The 14,644-nt window shown below is 28.8% G+C and carries 12 protein-coding genes; 3 read left to right on the top strand and 9 right to left on the bottom strand.

The annotated features are described in order from the left end of the window. Window positions 1-257: 257 nt before the first annotated feature. From CLV91_RS08385 to CLV91_RS08355, 7 genes are all read right to left on the bottom strand, one after another. Window positions 258-1,484, bottom strand: coding sequence for a YaiO family outer membrane beta-barrel protein (locus CLV91_RS08385; protein ID WP_121066332.1), 1,227 nt, complete (start codon window positions 1,482-1,484; stop codon window positions 258-260). After that, window positions 1,484-3,832, bottom strand: a complete 2,349-nt coding sequence (locus tag CLV91_RS08380; RefSeq protein ID WP_121066329.1) for an LTA synthase family protein — start codon at window positions 3,830-3,832, stop codon at window positions 1,484-1,486. Before CLV91_RS08380 ends, CLV91_RS08385 begins: the two co-directional genes overlap by 1 nt. Window positions 3,833-3,834: 2 nt before the next feature. Next, window positions 3,835-5,265, bottom strand: coding sequence for a glycosyltransferase family 2 protein (locus CLV91_RS08375; RefSeq protein WP_121066326.1), 1,431 nt, complete (start codon window positions 5,263-5,265; stop codon window positions 3,835-3,837). Beyond that, complete coding sequence (locus CLV91_RS08370; RefSeq protein ID WP_147406411.1) at window positions 5,265-7,730, bottom strand: HEAT repeat domain-containing protein; 2,466 nt, start codon at window positions 7,728-7,730, stop codon at window positions 5,265-5,267. Before CLV91_RS08370 ends, CLV91_RS08375 begins: the two co-directional genes overlap by 1 nt. Before the next feature lie 12 nt (window positions 7,731-7,742). After that, entirely contained in the window at window positions 7,743-8,108 is a 366-nt protein-coding gene (locus CLV91_RS08365) for a response regulator transcription factor (RefSeq protein ID WP_121066320.1), read from the bottom strand. Between the two features lie 6 nt (window positions 8,109-8,114). Beyond that, a complete protein-coding gene (locus tag CLV91_RS08360) occupies window positions 8,115-9,893 on the bottom strand; it encodes an ATP-binding response regulator (protein WP_147406410.1) in 1,779 nt (592 codons plus the stop codon). A gap of 341 nt (window positions 9,894-10,234) precedes the next feature. Then, complete coding sequence (locus tag CLV91_RS08355) at window positions 10,235-10,627, bottom strand: acyl-CoA thioesterase (protein ID WP_121066314.1); 393 nt, start codon at window positions 10,625-10,627, stop codon at window positions 10,235-10,237. 370 nt (window positions 10,628-10,997) lie between these two features. Between CLV91_RS08355 and CLV91_RS08350 the strand changes: the two genes are divergently transcribed. Further along, window positions 10,998-11,408 carry a glyoxalase gene (locus CLV91_RS08350; protein ID WP_121066311.1) on the top strand — a complete coding sequence of 137 codons (411 nt, stop codon included), beginning with the start codon at window positions 10,998-11,000 and terminating at the stop codon, window positions 11,406-11,408. Here the strand turns inward: CLV91_RS08350 and CLV91_RS08345 are convergent. After that, window positions 11,397-12,065 (bottom strand): DUF2461 domain-containing protein, encoded by a 669-nt coding sequence (locus CLV91_RS08345; protein WP_394340488.1) that lies wholly within the window; start codon window positions 12,063-12,065, stop codon window positions 11,397-11,399. The genes CLV91_RS08350 and CLV91_RS08345 overlap by 12 nt on opposite strands. Before the next feature lie 106 nt (window positions 12,066-12,171). Between CLV91_RS08345 and epsC the strand changes: the two genes are divergently transcribed. Beyond that, window positions 12,172-12,963 carry a serine O-acetyltransferase EpsC gene (gene epsC / locus CLV91_RS08340; protein WP_121066305.1) on the top strand — a complete coding sequence of 264 codons (792 nt, stop codon included), beginning with the start codon at window positions 12,172-12,174 and terminating at the stop codon, window positions 12,961-12,963. Further along, entirely contained in the window at window positions 12,956-13,840 is an 885-nt protein-coding gene (gene cysM, locus CLV91_RS08335; protein ID WP_121066302.1) for a cysteine synthase CysM, read from the top strand. Before epsC ends, cysM begins: the two co-directional genes overlap by 8 nt. A gap of 2 nt (window positions 13,841-13,842) precedes the next feature. Here cysM and CLV91_RS08330 read toward each other — a convergent pair whose 3' ends face one another. After that, entirely contained in the window at window positions 13,843-14,640 is a 798-nt protein-coding gene (locus tag CLV91_RS08330; protein WP_121066299.1) for an alpha/beta hydrolase, read from the bottom strand. Window positions 14,641-14,644 lie beyond the last annotated feature (4 nt).

The following is a 14,644-nucleotide window of genomic DNA, read 5'->3' as shown; positions in this document are numbered from 1 at the left end:
TCTTGAAGGAAAGCTAAATACTCTTCTCCGTAGGTATCATAAAGCATATTAATGTAGGTTTAATTAATACTAGGACTTGGTTATAATTTCATTGTAAACATATATATAACGAGAATTAAGAACAATTAATTGTGGTGTACTATCCAATTTTTGTGGTATAACTATACTTCTTTTGTTGTGAAAGTAAAAATTGGCTGTAATCCCTTTATAAATGGGAGTTATAGTGCTATGCAGTTCATCGAATATTTTTACATTTGTTAGAATTTCACCTGGTAGGTTATCCCTGCAGACACGGACCAAAAGAATTTTCCTGGCTCAAAAATAAGCTCCTGCCGTGTTACTCCTAAGTTGGTTTTATAAATATTAGGATTCTTTTTTCCTGTAAATTGATATTCAAAAAGTACTTGTTGCGATTCTACATACAATACGGTTTCTGCTAATAAAGCATCTTGTGCGTTTCGTAATTGTTTTAATTCTGATGCATACCCAACTCCAGCAATAACACCTAAATAATTATCCTTATCTCTTAAATATTTTCTAGCCAATACAGTTCCAGAAAATCCAAGATTATTATCGCTTATAGTCGTTACATAAGGTCTAGCAGAAAAGAAATAGTTTCCAGAGTATAAACCAACACTTGCAGTAGCAATAGTTGCTTTTATAGATTTAAAGTCTAAATAACGTAGTCCTAAGGAAAGTTCCATATTTTTTGGGTAATTAGCATATACCTCTACTCCTGCCCTATGTTTAGGAAAAGTTGGTGCATTAGAAAAACCATAATTTAAATACCCGTAAATTTTTTTAGAAAGTTTAGGGTAAAAATCTAGTTCATATTGTAAACCGTGAGTACCAAACCTATTGCTATAATTTATTCTTGGAATAATAGGTCCAGCAAGAGTTTCTCTTTTATACTCTATACTAGAATAAAACATAGGATCATAAACAACATCAAAAATCTCAAAGCTATTGGTTAATCCAAATTGATTTTTTAAAGAAGTTGTAGTAGTATCTATTTCAGATTCTTGCCCTTCTTCAGTAACACCAGTTATACCGTTTATTGCATATTGTTTTTGTTTTGCTAAATCCTCATCGTTTGGAATATATTTTAAAGCCTTATTTGCTAAACCTAAAGCTGTAGCATAATTTTCAGAATACAACTCATTATTAATAGCGGCTACCCAAACTTCTTTAATTTCCTTTTCTTTAGAAGTTATAGTATTAAAGTGTTTTCTTGCGCTTTCGTATTCTTTATCCCAGGTATGGGTTTTTGCTAATAGAACACGAACATCTGTATATTCTGGGTATGCACTTAAAATCGTAGTAAGCGTATCTCTAGCAGCAATTCTATTCCCTGCAAAAGCTAATTCCCTAGCAGTAAAAAAAGAGGAGTCTGGATCCCCAGAATACGTAACCTTCTCTTGTGCAGCAATAAATAAACTGCAAAAGCAAAATAGGATAAGAATGTATGTTTTTAGTACTTGCATTAAAAATTGATTTCTGCTACTTCTTTATTTTTAGACAGTATGGTATTTGCTCTTAAAAGTTTAACTGCTATTTCTTTAGAACTAATATTGTTTTCTTGTATTATTTCTTGAATCTCTGGTACTCTATCATTATTGTTAGACCAATAGTATACATCTAATAAAGCAGCATAACCATCTTCATAGGTTGGGTATTTACGAATAACTTCTTCTAGCGCTTGAATAGAATTTTTGTACTCTTTTTTCCATGCATAAACTCTCCCAACAAGAATTTCAGTATCTGCATGTCTTGGTATTTTAGATAGTATATAATTACATAGTAATAAAGAGCGGTCCCATTCTTTATTAAAAGCTAGTTCACGAGCAGTTTCATAAGCATTATCAAAATCCTTATCATTAAAAACACTCTCTACCCAAATTAGGTCTTGTTTAGAAAACTCTTTTGTTTTTGTTACATAGAGAGATAAATCTTCAGGAATTATTTTATTAGTGGCAGTAACATATTTATTCACCGATTTAAAATAACGAAACCTCTCTTTTATAGCGTCTTTATTACTAGAATCCTCTTCTTCTAAAAGGTCTAAATCTTTATACAACTTATATACTTTGCCCTTACTAATAAAATTAGAACCACTTATATAATCTACTATAGCATTTCTCCTTTTAAATAAAGGTATTTCTTTACCTATTTTAAATGTATTTTTATGTACTAAATTATCTCCTAACCAAGCATTTTTTGCTGGTACTTTTAACGAATAATTAGCATCTAAAAAAGAAATTAAAGAAGGTGTAATATCTGCATGTGAAGTAAGCGATTTTATTTTTTTAGTTGTTTTTAAAAGTGGGCTAATTAGTATTAATGGCACTTTATACTTTTGTAAATTAGTAGTTTGTGGCACATCGGTACTATTGTGCGTGCCCGTAATAATGAATATTGTATTCTTATATTCTGGTTTTGTTTTATAATTTTCTATAAACGATTTTACAGCACCATCTGTATATAATAAACTAGCAAATAGCTCTTTATTATTTGAAATTATTTTTCTGACTCTTTTAGTATATCGATTTTTATTCTCTAATTGTTTTTCTACCGTTTGCAAATACTTTTCTGCATTAGGAATAGCATACGGATTTTTAGTGCTAAGTGTTACAAAAAAATCTAACCTAGGTTTTTTTGTACTAAAAAATGAAGTGTTAAATTTTTTAAATAATTCTGCATCTGGGTATCCTAAAGAAATTCCGGCAGCATCTTTTTCTTGTAAACTATAAGTTTCATTAAATACTTTTTTATCTATAATACGGTCTACACGTTCTTCATCTAAAAACTTATCTATATAATTAAGAGCACTATTACCACCATAATTAAAAGAAGTAGCATAGCCATTTTTTTTAAGAATACTGTATAAAGTATTTCTATTAGTATAAGTATCTAAATTGGTAAAGCCCTCTTGTCCAAAAGGTAAAGACCCAAGTATATTTGGTATGGCAGCAAAACTTTCTCCACTATTACTTAAATGGTTTTCCCAAAAAAGCCCTTTTTTAGTTAACTCTTGCAAATATGGTGTAAAACCTTTATAGTCTGGTTTATCCCCAATAAAATTGGACCCTAAACCTTCTACGACTAAAAATAATATATTTGGCTTTTCTTCTTTTATATTAAAATAGGTGGATAAAACATCTTCTTTTGTATAGTCTTTTAAAAGTGGATATTCCGCTGTTCCTTCATACGTGTTATTTTCTAATACATAATTCTTTAAACTAGAAATTAAATGGTGTGTTTTATTTTCATTAATTGGTTTTTTATCAGCATATAAAGTAGCTAAAAACAAACTAAATAAAATTAGCGTAACAGGATACATTCTACTAATAATCGTATATGTTTTTGCAGTAAATTTTTGCACATAATAACAAATTGCAAAACAAATAAGTAAAAGACCAATAACTGGTAGTAAAGAATAAATTACCGTATCCGATTTAAAAATACCAAGAATACCTGTTCCTAATATTTCATAATTCTGAATGTAATATTGTATTAATAAAGCTTCTATACCAATAAGAAGTAGTAAGATTATTCTGGTTACTCTATAACCTAAGCCAGCTTTTTTATTTTCTAAATAATTAAATAAGAACGATAAGATTAATGCTGTAATTGCTACATACCCTGTATGGTTAAGGAGCAAATGAAAAAAGCTTTTATTAAAAACACTATCTATAACACCACTTAAATACAGACTTAGATTTTGATAGATAGAAAGCACAAAAAGAGCCACAAAGAAAGTTAATAGCATTGGAATAAAGTCCTTTAACTTTTTTGGCGCACCCTTTTTTGATATGTTTTTTTCTACTTGCATTATTAGGAGGCTTTTGCAAATCCTTTACGAACTTGAGATCCCCAGCCAGATTTAATTTTAAACAGTTTTTTATAATTTCCACGTATTGCTGCCCATACTACTATTGGATGAAAAGTAATAGGTTCTATAATTGCACAGAACATAAGAATTAGTATGTCTTTTGTTCTTTTATACTCATTATATGCATATACATCCCAAAGGATAGCATAAAAAGAAAACATGATAGAGAAAACGTAAACCGTAGTGGTAATTGCAATAAAGAAATCCCAGTTTAATATTCCTAAATAATAAAAAAGGATAATAGTAAACATTCCAAAAAACTCTAGCATTGGAGCTAGCCATTCGTAAAAAAACCAATATGGATAACTAAGCATACCTAGTTTTCCAAATTTGGGATTAAAGAACATTTCTTTATGCTTAAAAAGTGTTTCTAAATTACCTCTTGCCCACCTATCTCTTTGGTTTACAAGTATTTTTAAGTCTTCTGGAACTTCGGTCCAGCATAAGGGGTCTGGTATGTATTCTACAGTATATGGTATTTTACGTTCGTGCATGTACTTACGCATCTTAAAAACAATTTCCATGTCTTCCCCTACCGTATTCGTATCATAACCATCTACTGCTAATGCTATTTCTCTATCAAAAAAACCAAATGCCCCAGAAATAATTAGTAAACTATCTATTCTTCCCCACGCCATTCTGCCTAAAATAAATGAACGTGTATATTCTAATAATTGAAACCTTGCCAACCAATTTGTTGGTAATTTAATTTCTTCTAACTGTCCGCCTTGTATAACACAAGAATTTGCGACACGTATTACCCCACCAACAGCAATAACACGTTTTTCAGAACGTTGGTAAAAAGATTTTACAACATGTAATAATGCATCTGGTAATAAAAGGCAATCTACATCTATACAGCCAACATACTTGTTTTTAGATAACGCCATGCCTGTATTTAAAGCATCGGACTTACCGCCATTTTCTTTATCTATTACAGTTAATTTAGAAAATGCTCTTTGAGGTGATTTATAAATGCCTCTAATAGGTTTAGATTTCCAATTTGGGTCTATTTCTTGGTCTATTTTTACTAAGTCATAAGCATCAATCATTTTTTGAAGCGTATCATCTTTACTTCCATCATTAACCACCATAACCTCGTAGTTAACATATTTTAATGACATTAGAGACCTAATATTTTCTACAATTGTCATTCCCTCATTATAGGCAGGAGCAATTATTGTTATACTTGGTGCTAATGGAGAAGCCATTAATTTTGACATGTCTCCAAAACTATTTTTGTTCTTGTAGTGTATGGTGTTTCGGGTAGATAAATACCCCATTGCGGTAAAAAATGAGAATAGAATAACTGTAAACAAGAAAAAAACAATGTTTATATATTCTAAAATAATATTGAAAAAACCGCTATCCATTAAAATTTATCAAAGAGTTTACTGGAAAAAGAATAAAACTGTTCTAAGAAAGAAGGCTCTTTAGTTATGGTAGAAACTTCTTCTATATCTAGATTACTTATTTTAGAAGGATTAATATTATTTTTTTGTAATTCTGCTTTATAGTCTTCAAGGAAAGCATACTCTAACGGAATTGGTTCGAGCGAATTAGCTTTATTTTTAGCTTCAATTTGTGCTTTTAATTGTTTTAAGCATTTTTTTGCTTTTTCTCTAACTCTTTCATCTTCATCATCCACTAAATCCATTAATAATTTTAATTCTTTTTTATCGCTAACAGCAACTATTTCATTTAATAAAATAAGCTTAGATTCTGTATCTGTATTTGCAAAAAGCTCTTCAAGTATCGAAGTCTCTGTTGTAACATCATCCATTTTTATTTCTTTTTTAGTAGTAGATAATTCTTTATAAAATTTTTCTAAAAGTTCTATAATACGGTCTCTTATAATACCATCTTTTTCTTTTACTAAATATTCTTCTAGTAATGGAATTTCTCTAACATCTCCTAATTCATTTAAATCCTCTAAAAGAGATAACATTTCTAATTCTCTTTTATCAGAGAATATGGCCTTAGGAATGGAGAATTCTTCTTCTACAATAGTATTAGTAGTTATCTTATTTTCATTATTTAATTCTATATTAATGTCTAGTATAGTATCTTCTGAGTTTTCTTCTTTAGAAATCAATTCTTTAGAACTACTAATTTCTTCAGAAATAGTAGGAATATTTTTGATATTTAAAATATCAATATCTACCGTAGATAGGGGTTCTTTGTCTTCTTTAATTACATCATAAATAACAGGCAAGAAATCTACATTTAAAACTTCTTTTTTTTCAATACTAATTTCTTCTCCTATTACTTCTAAATTTAAAGGGTTTATTTCTACAGGTTTTTCTTCTATAACTTTAGTAGTAACAATTGGTAGAAAATCTAAATTTAAAGAAGAAATTTCATTTGTTATGTTAGGCGTTACAATAGAATACTCCACTTGTATATTAGTACTTTTAGTTGGAACAACCTTTTGAAAATTAACAATAATATCTTCTGGATTTACTTTTGGCTTACTATCTTGGTTAGTAACCATCTTATTTTCATCGTCAGTTACTATTGGAAGAAAGTCTAAACTATCAGAAATAGCCCTATTTAAAAATTCTTCATCATTAGAATTTACAGCTAAAGCCAATTCTTCCTGTCTTAGTTCATGAATAGAATCGTTTAGTATTTCATCTTCTATGTTTTCCATATGTTCTTTTGGATTTTCTGCATCTTTAATAACTACATTCTCAGGTATTTCTTCTATTAAACTATCTTGTTCTTCGGAGGTAATAATATCATCAGGAGTATTATGCGCTATATTTTTTTCAATTTCTTGAGTTGGCATAATAGTTTCAGGAGCAATACTGTTTATAGTGCTTAACGCTTTGCTTTTTACATAAAAGTTACGTTCCTTATTTTCTATTTGATTTAAGAAAGGCAAATCTTCTTCTTTTCCAATTTCAGACAGGGCACTTAGTATTGTTATTTTTATATCGGTAGAGCTATTCCAAAAAATTAATTTTAAAGTATCTGTAGCGCTCATAAAACCAAATTCTTTAATACATAAAATAGCTTCTTGCTTTATTTGTGTATTCTTGTGTTTTACTAACTCTATGATAGAAAGTTCTGCGTCATTCTGGTTATAATGCTTAATTAATCTTAATGAAAAAAGAACAACATATTTATTATTAGAAGTTAACCATTGTTTAAATTTAGGTGGATTAAAATCTTTTTTATTACGTAATACTTCTAATATTTTTAATTGCTGCCATTCTGATATTTTATATCTAGTAGAATCTAAAAAATAAGAAATGCCTTCATGTTTTAAAGTAACTGTTGCAATTTCCGCTTGTTTACGAATGGTTCCTCTTTTATCATTTATACGTTTTATAATAAAACCATAAGATTCTGAAACTTGCATTTGTGTTAATTCTAAAATTCCTTTAGAGACAATTTCCCAACGCCAACTTTCTAACTTTGCATAGGCATCTTTATGTAAGTCTAATTCTTTATATAATTTAAAAAGAGATTTTTGAGTGCTCCCAGAAACATCTATACTTAAATCTAATAATACTTCAGATAATATTCTTCTATTAAACGTGTCTTTTAAAAATTGTCTTATTTCAATTTTTAATTGAATGTAATTGGTTTTTTCATCTTTAGAACTTTCCTCTTCAAAAAAAAGAAACTCACTAATAATTGGAGAAAGGTCTTTCTTTTTTTGTGTTACCTTTTTTGTTTTGGCAGATAATTTGTTCCTAAAGTAAAAGATAAATAAAAAGTATAGCAAAGCTAACCCCACAAACAAAAAGGATAAATCCCAGAGTAGATCTGTGTGAATTTTAGGCGCAGTAATTAACGCTCGGGGGTTATGCGTATTAATACTTAACAATTGGGGGTTGTTTTACTTAGTTAATTCTTTGGTTATTCTTAATAATAATTCTGTTGGACTAAATGGTTTTGATATAAAATCGTTTGCGCCTAACTCAAAAGCGCTTAATACATTTTCTTCATTACCAGCGGAAGAAATTATTATTATTGGTATGGTTAATTTTAGTTCATTTCTTACAAAATCAACTAACTCAATTCCAGAGAAATAAGGCATCATAATATCACTAACAATAACATCTGGAATGGTGTTATTTAGATATTCTTTTACTTGTTTACCATTAGACACAAAAGTTACCTCATGGCCTTCTTTTTTAAGTCTAAATTGTAGTAAAGAAATTAAAAGTTCATCATCATCTGCAAGTAATATTTTTTTTTTCATGCCTTATTATTGATTGCTTTTAATTTTCACGAAAGCAACATCTAATTCTTTTTCTACCATAGGGTATTCTATTAAAAATCTACCATATAAAAACTCAAGGTGCTTTTTATCTACGTTGTCTTTACAACTATTTTGTATTTGCACAATAATTTCTAACAAACTTTCTGTTTGTAACATGGCCAAACCAGCTTTAATTTTATGAGCAGCTAAACCAACCTCCTCAAAGGCGTTGTTTTTTAATTGCGTTTTTACAACAGTAATAAATTCTTGTGCATTTTTTTTATATAACGATAATAATTCTTCTAACAATTCTATTTGTCCCATGCACTCTTGCCATATAGGAGTTAGATCTATTTCTTTATTAGAAACTAGTTCTTTTTTAACTTCTATAAATTCTTTTGGTTCTTTTTCTATAGTTATCATTTTGGTTTTATTTTTTACAAGTTTTATTAATAAATCGTCTGGTGCATAGGGTTTTAAGATAAAGTCATTAATTCCATGTTCCGCACATTGTTCTTGATCCCGGATACTAAAATCTGCCGATAAAGCAATAATTGGCACCGCTTTGATATAATTCTTTTTATGACTTCTTATGAGTTCCGTTATTTGAAAACCATTCATATTTGGCATTCTTAAATCCATAAGAACAATATCAATTTTTTTGTTTTTCAGAATATTTATTCCATAAGTAGCACTATCTGTTATATACACTTTACAACCCCAAGTTGTTAAACGTTGTTCAATTAAACGTTGGTTTAAAAGGTTATCTTCAAAAACTAAAACGCGAGTACCATTTACCAGCTGTCTTCCTTTCTGTAAGTTTATAGTGTTTTTATTTTTCTTTGGAACCTTAGAGTCGTTTCCTTCTTTATATGGGAGTATAAAACTAAAAGTGGTTCCAATATTTACCTTACTTGTAACATGAATGGTTCCGCCAAGTTTTTCTATAATTTGTTTTACAATACTTAATCCAAGACCAGTTCCTCCATATTTAGTAAACGTATCATATTCAGCTTGCTTAAAAGAATCAAAAATATGGTTTAGTTGTTCTTTAGTCATACCAATACCAGTATCTTGAACACTAAATTCTAGGACAAAACTTTTTTTATCTTTTAGCTCTTTTAAATTAATAGTAACCTTAATTTCTCCATTTTCAACAAACTTTATTGCATTTCCAATAAGGTTCAATAAAATTTGAGATAATTTAGAAGGATCCCCTATTAATGTTTCTGGTATTGCTTCATCAATTTTAGTATGTATAGTTATATTTTTATTTGCACTCAAGGTTTGGCATAAATAAACTACATCTTTTACTAAATCATGAAAGCTAAAGTCTACACTTTCAAATTCTTCTAAACCTGCAGAGAGTTTAGAGTATTCTAAAAGTTCATTAATTATTTCCATTAAAGAATAAGAAGCAGATTGTATTGCATTTACTTGCTCTAATTGCTCTCCTTTTAGTTTACTTTCTTTAAGTAAATCAGCAAATCCAATAATACCATTTAATGGTGTCCTAATTTCATGACTAACATTGGCTATTAATTTATTAGCGTCTGAGTCTGTGTTATTAGAAGTATTTGGTTTTATATCTCTAACATCTAAAAATTGGTCCTCTACATGTGCAGATACTAATGAACCAAAAATTTTAGTTTCTAAGTTATTTTTAAAAGATAAAAAAGATTTTTTAAGCTTTGTAGCCTCTTTAGTATTTAATTCTTCAAATGAAAATTCGTTTAACGTATTTTCTAAACGTAACATTTGATTAAGTAGGTCTTGTGTTTTCAATAAAATATGGGTTTAATATTTAATGTCACATTCTCTATTTTTTGTTAATTGTCATTTATAGTAAACAACATATTTAAAGAACTTAACATCCTTAAAACTCTGATAATAATGCTTAGTTCACAATAAAATGTTCTCTAATACCCAAAAAGTGTTGTAAAAAGGCTAAATCTGTTGGTCAAAAAACCTTTGAAACCATGTATTTTATCTATGTTTTTGGTATTTCATAGATATTATATTCGTAAATTTTATTGCAGAAAAAAAAATAAAAAAAATAAAGGCATAAAAAATATGCCTTTATACGTAAGAAAATTAATTGTAAAAAATAGAATAATAAGCTATAATTACTCTACAGCTAACCTATCTTTTACATATTCTATTTTTGTTTTTCCATGTGGTTTTGGCTTCCCATTTTCACCAAGATTTACCATTATAATATTATCTACAGTAACAATAGTTTCATGGGTCATTTTATTACGAACTTCACAATTTAAAGTAAGTGAAGATTTTCCAAATTTTACCACTTCAATTCCAATTTCTATGACATCTCCTTTAACAGCAGAACTCATAAAATTAATTTCAGACATATATTTTGTAACTACTCTTTTATTTTCTAACTGAATAATAGCATATAATGCACATTCTTCATCTATCCATGCTAAAACGGTACCTCCAAATAAGGTAGAATTTGCATTTAAATCTCCTGGTTTTACCCATTTTCTAGTATGAAACCTCATAGTCAAGATATTTTTTTTTGTAAAATTAAAAAAGAATAAAATTCTAAAATAACTTTGGATTAGAAATATTAATCGTTTTTGGAATAATTAAATTACTCCCTATTCTTTTATTTAATTATGCAATAAAATAGTCTGATAATAATGGAAATTCTAATTCTAAGTTCTGATGTATTAAAAAATGAATATTTTTTAACCCTTGCTCTTTCCAAGTTATAAATCTTGTTATCTATTTGTAGGCTTCCCTTTATTATTAATAATTATAAAGATAAAGTAATAGAGGTTTTGTTCATAACCACGTTAAAAACTAATTTAAGTTTAAGAATTTTAAGATAAGGTTTCTTTTACCTTTATAAAAAAACATAGGATTATTATGTTAGATCGGTCCCAATACCTTTTAAAGATTCGTCCAGATATACCAACAACAGCAATAAATGAAACCATGGGTCTTAATGAAAGATTCCAAAATGAAACATTACGGCCTGTGTTAAAGTTTCAGAATGGTTTGCTTATAGCAGTGTTTAAAAACTACATAACTAAACATAAAAATAAGTTTCAAGAACTTTCTATAGAAAAGAGATTACTCTATATAGAAAATGCAATACAAAAAGATATAAAATTTAGAAATTCACTAAAGGGCATAATTATAGGCGCTTTTACTGAAGAAGAATATGCTATTTATATACAAGATTCATCTGCATTAAATAAACGTATGATGAATTTAGTTATAAAAAGGCTACAAGATCAAATACTAGTATTTGAGGAAAAAGCATTAATCCACTAAAGATTCGCCATTTAAATTAGTAGTTAATATGCTACTCATTAAATTAAAAAAGGGTCTTATGGATTTATAAGAGTTGTCTATAATGGTACTAAAATCCTTTGAAAGCACTTCTTTATCTGAGAATTTCTTTATAAAAATATATTGTTTTCTTTTAATTAAATCAATGTTTGGGTGTGTTTTATCAAACCCCTTTGGTGAAGTTTTTACTTGGTCGCCTACTACATCTCCCCATATTTTTTTAAAAGAAGGAGCTTCAATAATTTCTCTAATTTCGGTAGCGTCTAATTCTAATTCTTTTCTTATTCGTAATAAATCTGCAGGATTAGGGTCCCAAAAACCAGTAGCAACAAAAGAATCTCCTGGTTTTATTTGTAAATAATACCCTCCTCTTAATTTAGCTCCAGATCTAGCAAAAGATATAGAAAAATGAGCTTTATAAGGGGTTTTGTCTTTAGAAAACCGTACATCTCTATATATTCTAAAAACTTTCAACTTTTCAATTTTGTCATGTTTATTTAAGTTTTCCATAACTATAGAGGCCAAATTCTTTATGGTTGTTTGGTGTTCTTTAAAAACCTCTTTATTCTCTGTAAACCATTCTCTGTTATTGTTTTTATCTAATTCTTTTAAAAAATCAAAGACAGGTTTTGTAATCATGGAATCTAACATTCGACTTAGGTGTTGTTATTTTATGCTAAAGTTAACCATTGAAAATAATATTCTCTTTAATATTTGGTTAATTTTGATGTATTAAGTTATACCTATGAAATTAGAATCTGTAATAAATAAAATAATTCAACATAAAAAACAACCTAACTTAAGATATCAGTTAAAAGAAAAAGTAGAAGAATTTACGAATAGACTTTTTTATACTCTTTTTGATATTGATACCCCAGTTGAAGAAAATTTAAAGCAATTAGAAAAAGATTTTGATGCTTTAGTAAACCTTGCTTGTTGGGAAGTTAAAAAACCTTGTAAAAAAGTTTGGGATAATTATGTTGAAAAATTACCTAGAATTTTAGAAAAACTTAATATAGATGCAGAAGCAACTGTAGAATGTGACCCCGCTTCTTTATCTATAGAAGAGGTATATATGGCTTATCCTGGTTTTTATGCTATTGCTATTTATAGGTTAGCACATGAATTGTATAACACCGGTTTCCCCTTAGTACCAAGATTAATGACAGAATATGCGCATAGACAAACAGGAGTTGATATAAACCCTGGAGCAACTATAGGAGATGCTTTTCATATAGATCATGGTACAGGTATTGTTATTGGTGAAACGGCAATAATTAAGAATCATGTAAAAATTTACCAAGGTGTAACATTAGGTGGTTTATACGTAGCAAAGAATTTACAAAAAACAAAAAGACACCCAACTATAGAAGACAATGTTACAATTTATGCAAATGCTACTATTTTAGGTGGTAATACTATAATTGGCCAAAATAGCATTATTGGTGGTAATGCATGGATTACTGCTTCTGTACCAGAAAATTCAACGGTTTACCACACACCCGAAATTAAAATAAAAACACTTCCAAATGTCTAAAACAATTCTAGATTTAATAGGTAATACTCCACTTGTAGAAGCACGAGTGCTAAACCAAAACCCAAATGTTAAATTATTTTTTAAGTTAGAAGGTCATAACCCTGGAGGTAGTGTAAAGGATCGTGCAGCTTATAATATGATAAAGAATGGGTTAGAAACAGGTACTATAAAAAAGGACGATAAACTTATAGAAGCTACTAGTGGTAATACTGGTATTGCTTTAGCTATGATAGCTGGTGTTTATGGTTTAGATATAGAATTAGTTATGCCAGAAAACTCTACTAAAGAAAGAGTGCAAACCATGCGCGCATATGGTGCAAAGGTTACACTTACTAGTGCAAATGTAGGTATTGAAGGAGCAAGAGATTATGCAGATGCAAAAGTTGCAAATGAAGGATATGTAATGTTAAACCAATTTGCAAATAATGATAATTGGAAAGCGCATTATAAAACTACAGGTCCTGAAATTTGGAAAGATACTGAAGGAGAAATAACACATTTTGTATCTGCCATGGGTACCACAGGAACTATTATGGGAACTTCAACTTTTTTAAAAGAACAAAACCCAAATGTTACAATTGTAGGTGTACAACCCATGGACGGAGCAAAAATTCCTGGAATACGTAAATGGCCAAAAGAATATTTACCAAAAATATTTGATGCATCCAAAATAGATAAGGTTATGGAAGTTAATCAAGAACAGGCTACACAAACCACAATTAAACTAGCAAAAGAAGAAGGTGTTTTTTCTGGTGTTAGTAGTGGTGGTGCTGCATACGCAGCAATACAATTAGCAGCAACTTTAGAAAAAGGGGTAATAGTTTCTATTGTTTGTGATCGCGGAGATAGGTATTTATCTTCAGATATATTTGGATAATTTTATGGTAAAGCTTCTGTTAATCCCATTTTAAAGGTTTTATAATCTTGTAAATAATTATGGCCTGCATTTTCTATGGTATAAAACTTTTTATTATTGCCTTTAATTTCATCAAATAATTTTTTACTCGAAGAAAAAGGAATAACACGATCATCTTTTCCATGGAAAATATAAATTGGACAAGAACTCTTTTTAATATACTCATTAGAAGGGAATCTAAATTTAGATAACCAATTTATTGGTAAAAACGGAAATCTATGTTGACCTAAACTAACTGCGCTATAAAAAGGAGATTCTAAAATAAGTTTACAAGGTTTATTTTTTGCCGCTAATGCAGAAGCTACTCCTGTACCAAAAGACCTTCCGTATAGTATAATTTTATCTTCAGAATAGGTTTCTAATGCATATGTATAAACCATATCTGAATCTGAATAAATAGCTTCTTCTGTTAGAGTTCCACTACTCTTTCCAAAGGTTCTATAATCTATCATAATAATATCATAGCCTTTTTTAGAAATCATATTTGCAACATGTCCTAAATGAGATAAATTCCCTGAGTTTCCATGAAAATAAAGTACAACACCTTTGGTAGAATTATTTTTAATATGGATTCCGTTTATTTTCCCTCCATCTTCCGCATTTAACCAAAATTCTTGAAAAGGTTGGCAAAAATCATATTCATGATTCATAGGCATTTTAGAAGGCATAAAAACAAGTTTGTCTTGATTATAATATGCTAATGCAGTAATTGCAATGTATAAAACACCAATAACAAGTAGTATTCTTTTTAATCTTTTCATAAAA

The sequence above is a fragment of the Maribacter vaceletii genome (genome assembly GCF_003634105.1).
In the GTDB taxonomy this organism is placed as follows: Bacteria; Bacteroidota; Bacteroidia; order Flavobacteriales; family Flavobacteriaceae; genus Maribacter_B; species Maribacter_B vaceletii.
The sequence above is the reverse complement of the archived record's forward strand: the minus strand, read 5'-3'. Positions and strand labels throughout refer to the sequence as shown.

Bases quoted from the DNA above. Each gene is read 5' to 3' on its own strand.
- CLV91_RS08385 (WP_121066332.1), bottom strand. From the start codon at position 1,484: ATGCAAGTACTAAAAACATACATTCTTATCCTATTTTGCTTTTGCAGT.
- CLV91_RS08380 (WP_121066329.1), bottom strand. From the start codon at position 3,832: ATGCAAGTAGAAAAAAACATATCAAAAAAGGGTGCGCCAAAAAAGTTA.
- CLV91_RS08375 (WP_121066326.1), bottom strand. From the start codon at position 5,265: ATGGATAGCGGTTTTTTCAATATTATTTTAGAATATATAAACATTGTT.
- CLV91_RS08365 (WP_121066320.1), bottom strand. From the start codon at position 8,108: ATGAAAAAAAAAATATTACTTGCAGATGATGATGAACTTTTAATTTCT.
- CLV91_RS08355 (WP_121066314.1), bottom strand. From the start codon at position 10,627: ATGAGGTTTCATACTAGAAAATGGGTAAAACCAGGAGATTTAAATGCA.
- CLV91_RS08350 (WP_121066311.1), top strand. From the start codon at position 10,998: ATGTTAGATCGGTCCCAATACCTTTTAAAGATTCGTCCAGATATACCA.
- CLV91_RS08345 (WP_394340488.1), bottom strand. From the start codon at position 12,065: ATGATTACAAAACCTGTCTTTGATTTTTTAAAAGAATTAGATAAAAAC.
- epsC (WP_121066305.1), top strand. From the start codon at position 12,172: ATGAAATTAGAATCTGTAATAAATAAAATAATTCAACATAAAAAACAA.
- cysM (WP_121066302.1), top strand. From the start codon at position 12,956: ATGTCTAAAACAATTCTAGATTTAATAGGTAATACTCCACTTGTAGAA.
- CLV91_RS08330 (WP_121066299.1), bottom strand. From the start codon at position 14,640: ATGAAAAGATTAAAAAGAATACTACTTGTTATTGGTGTTTTATACATT.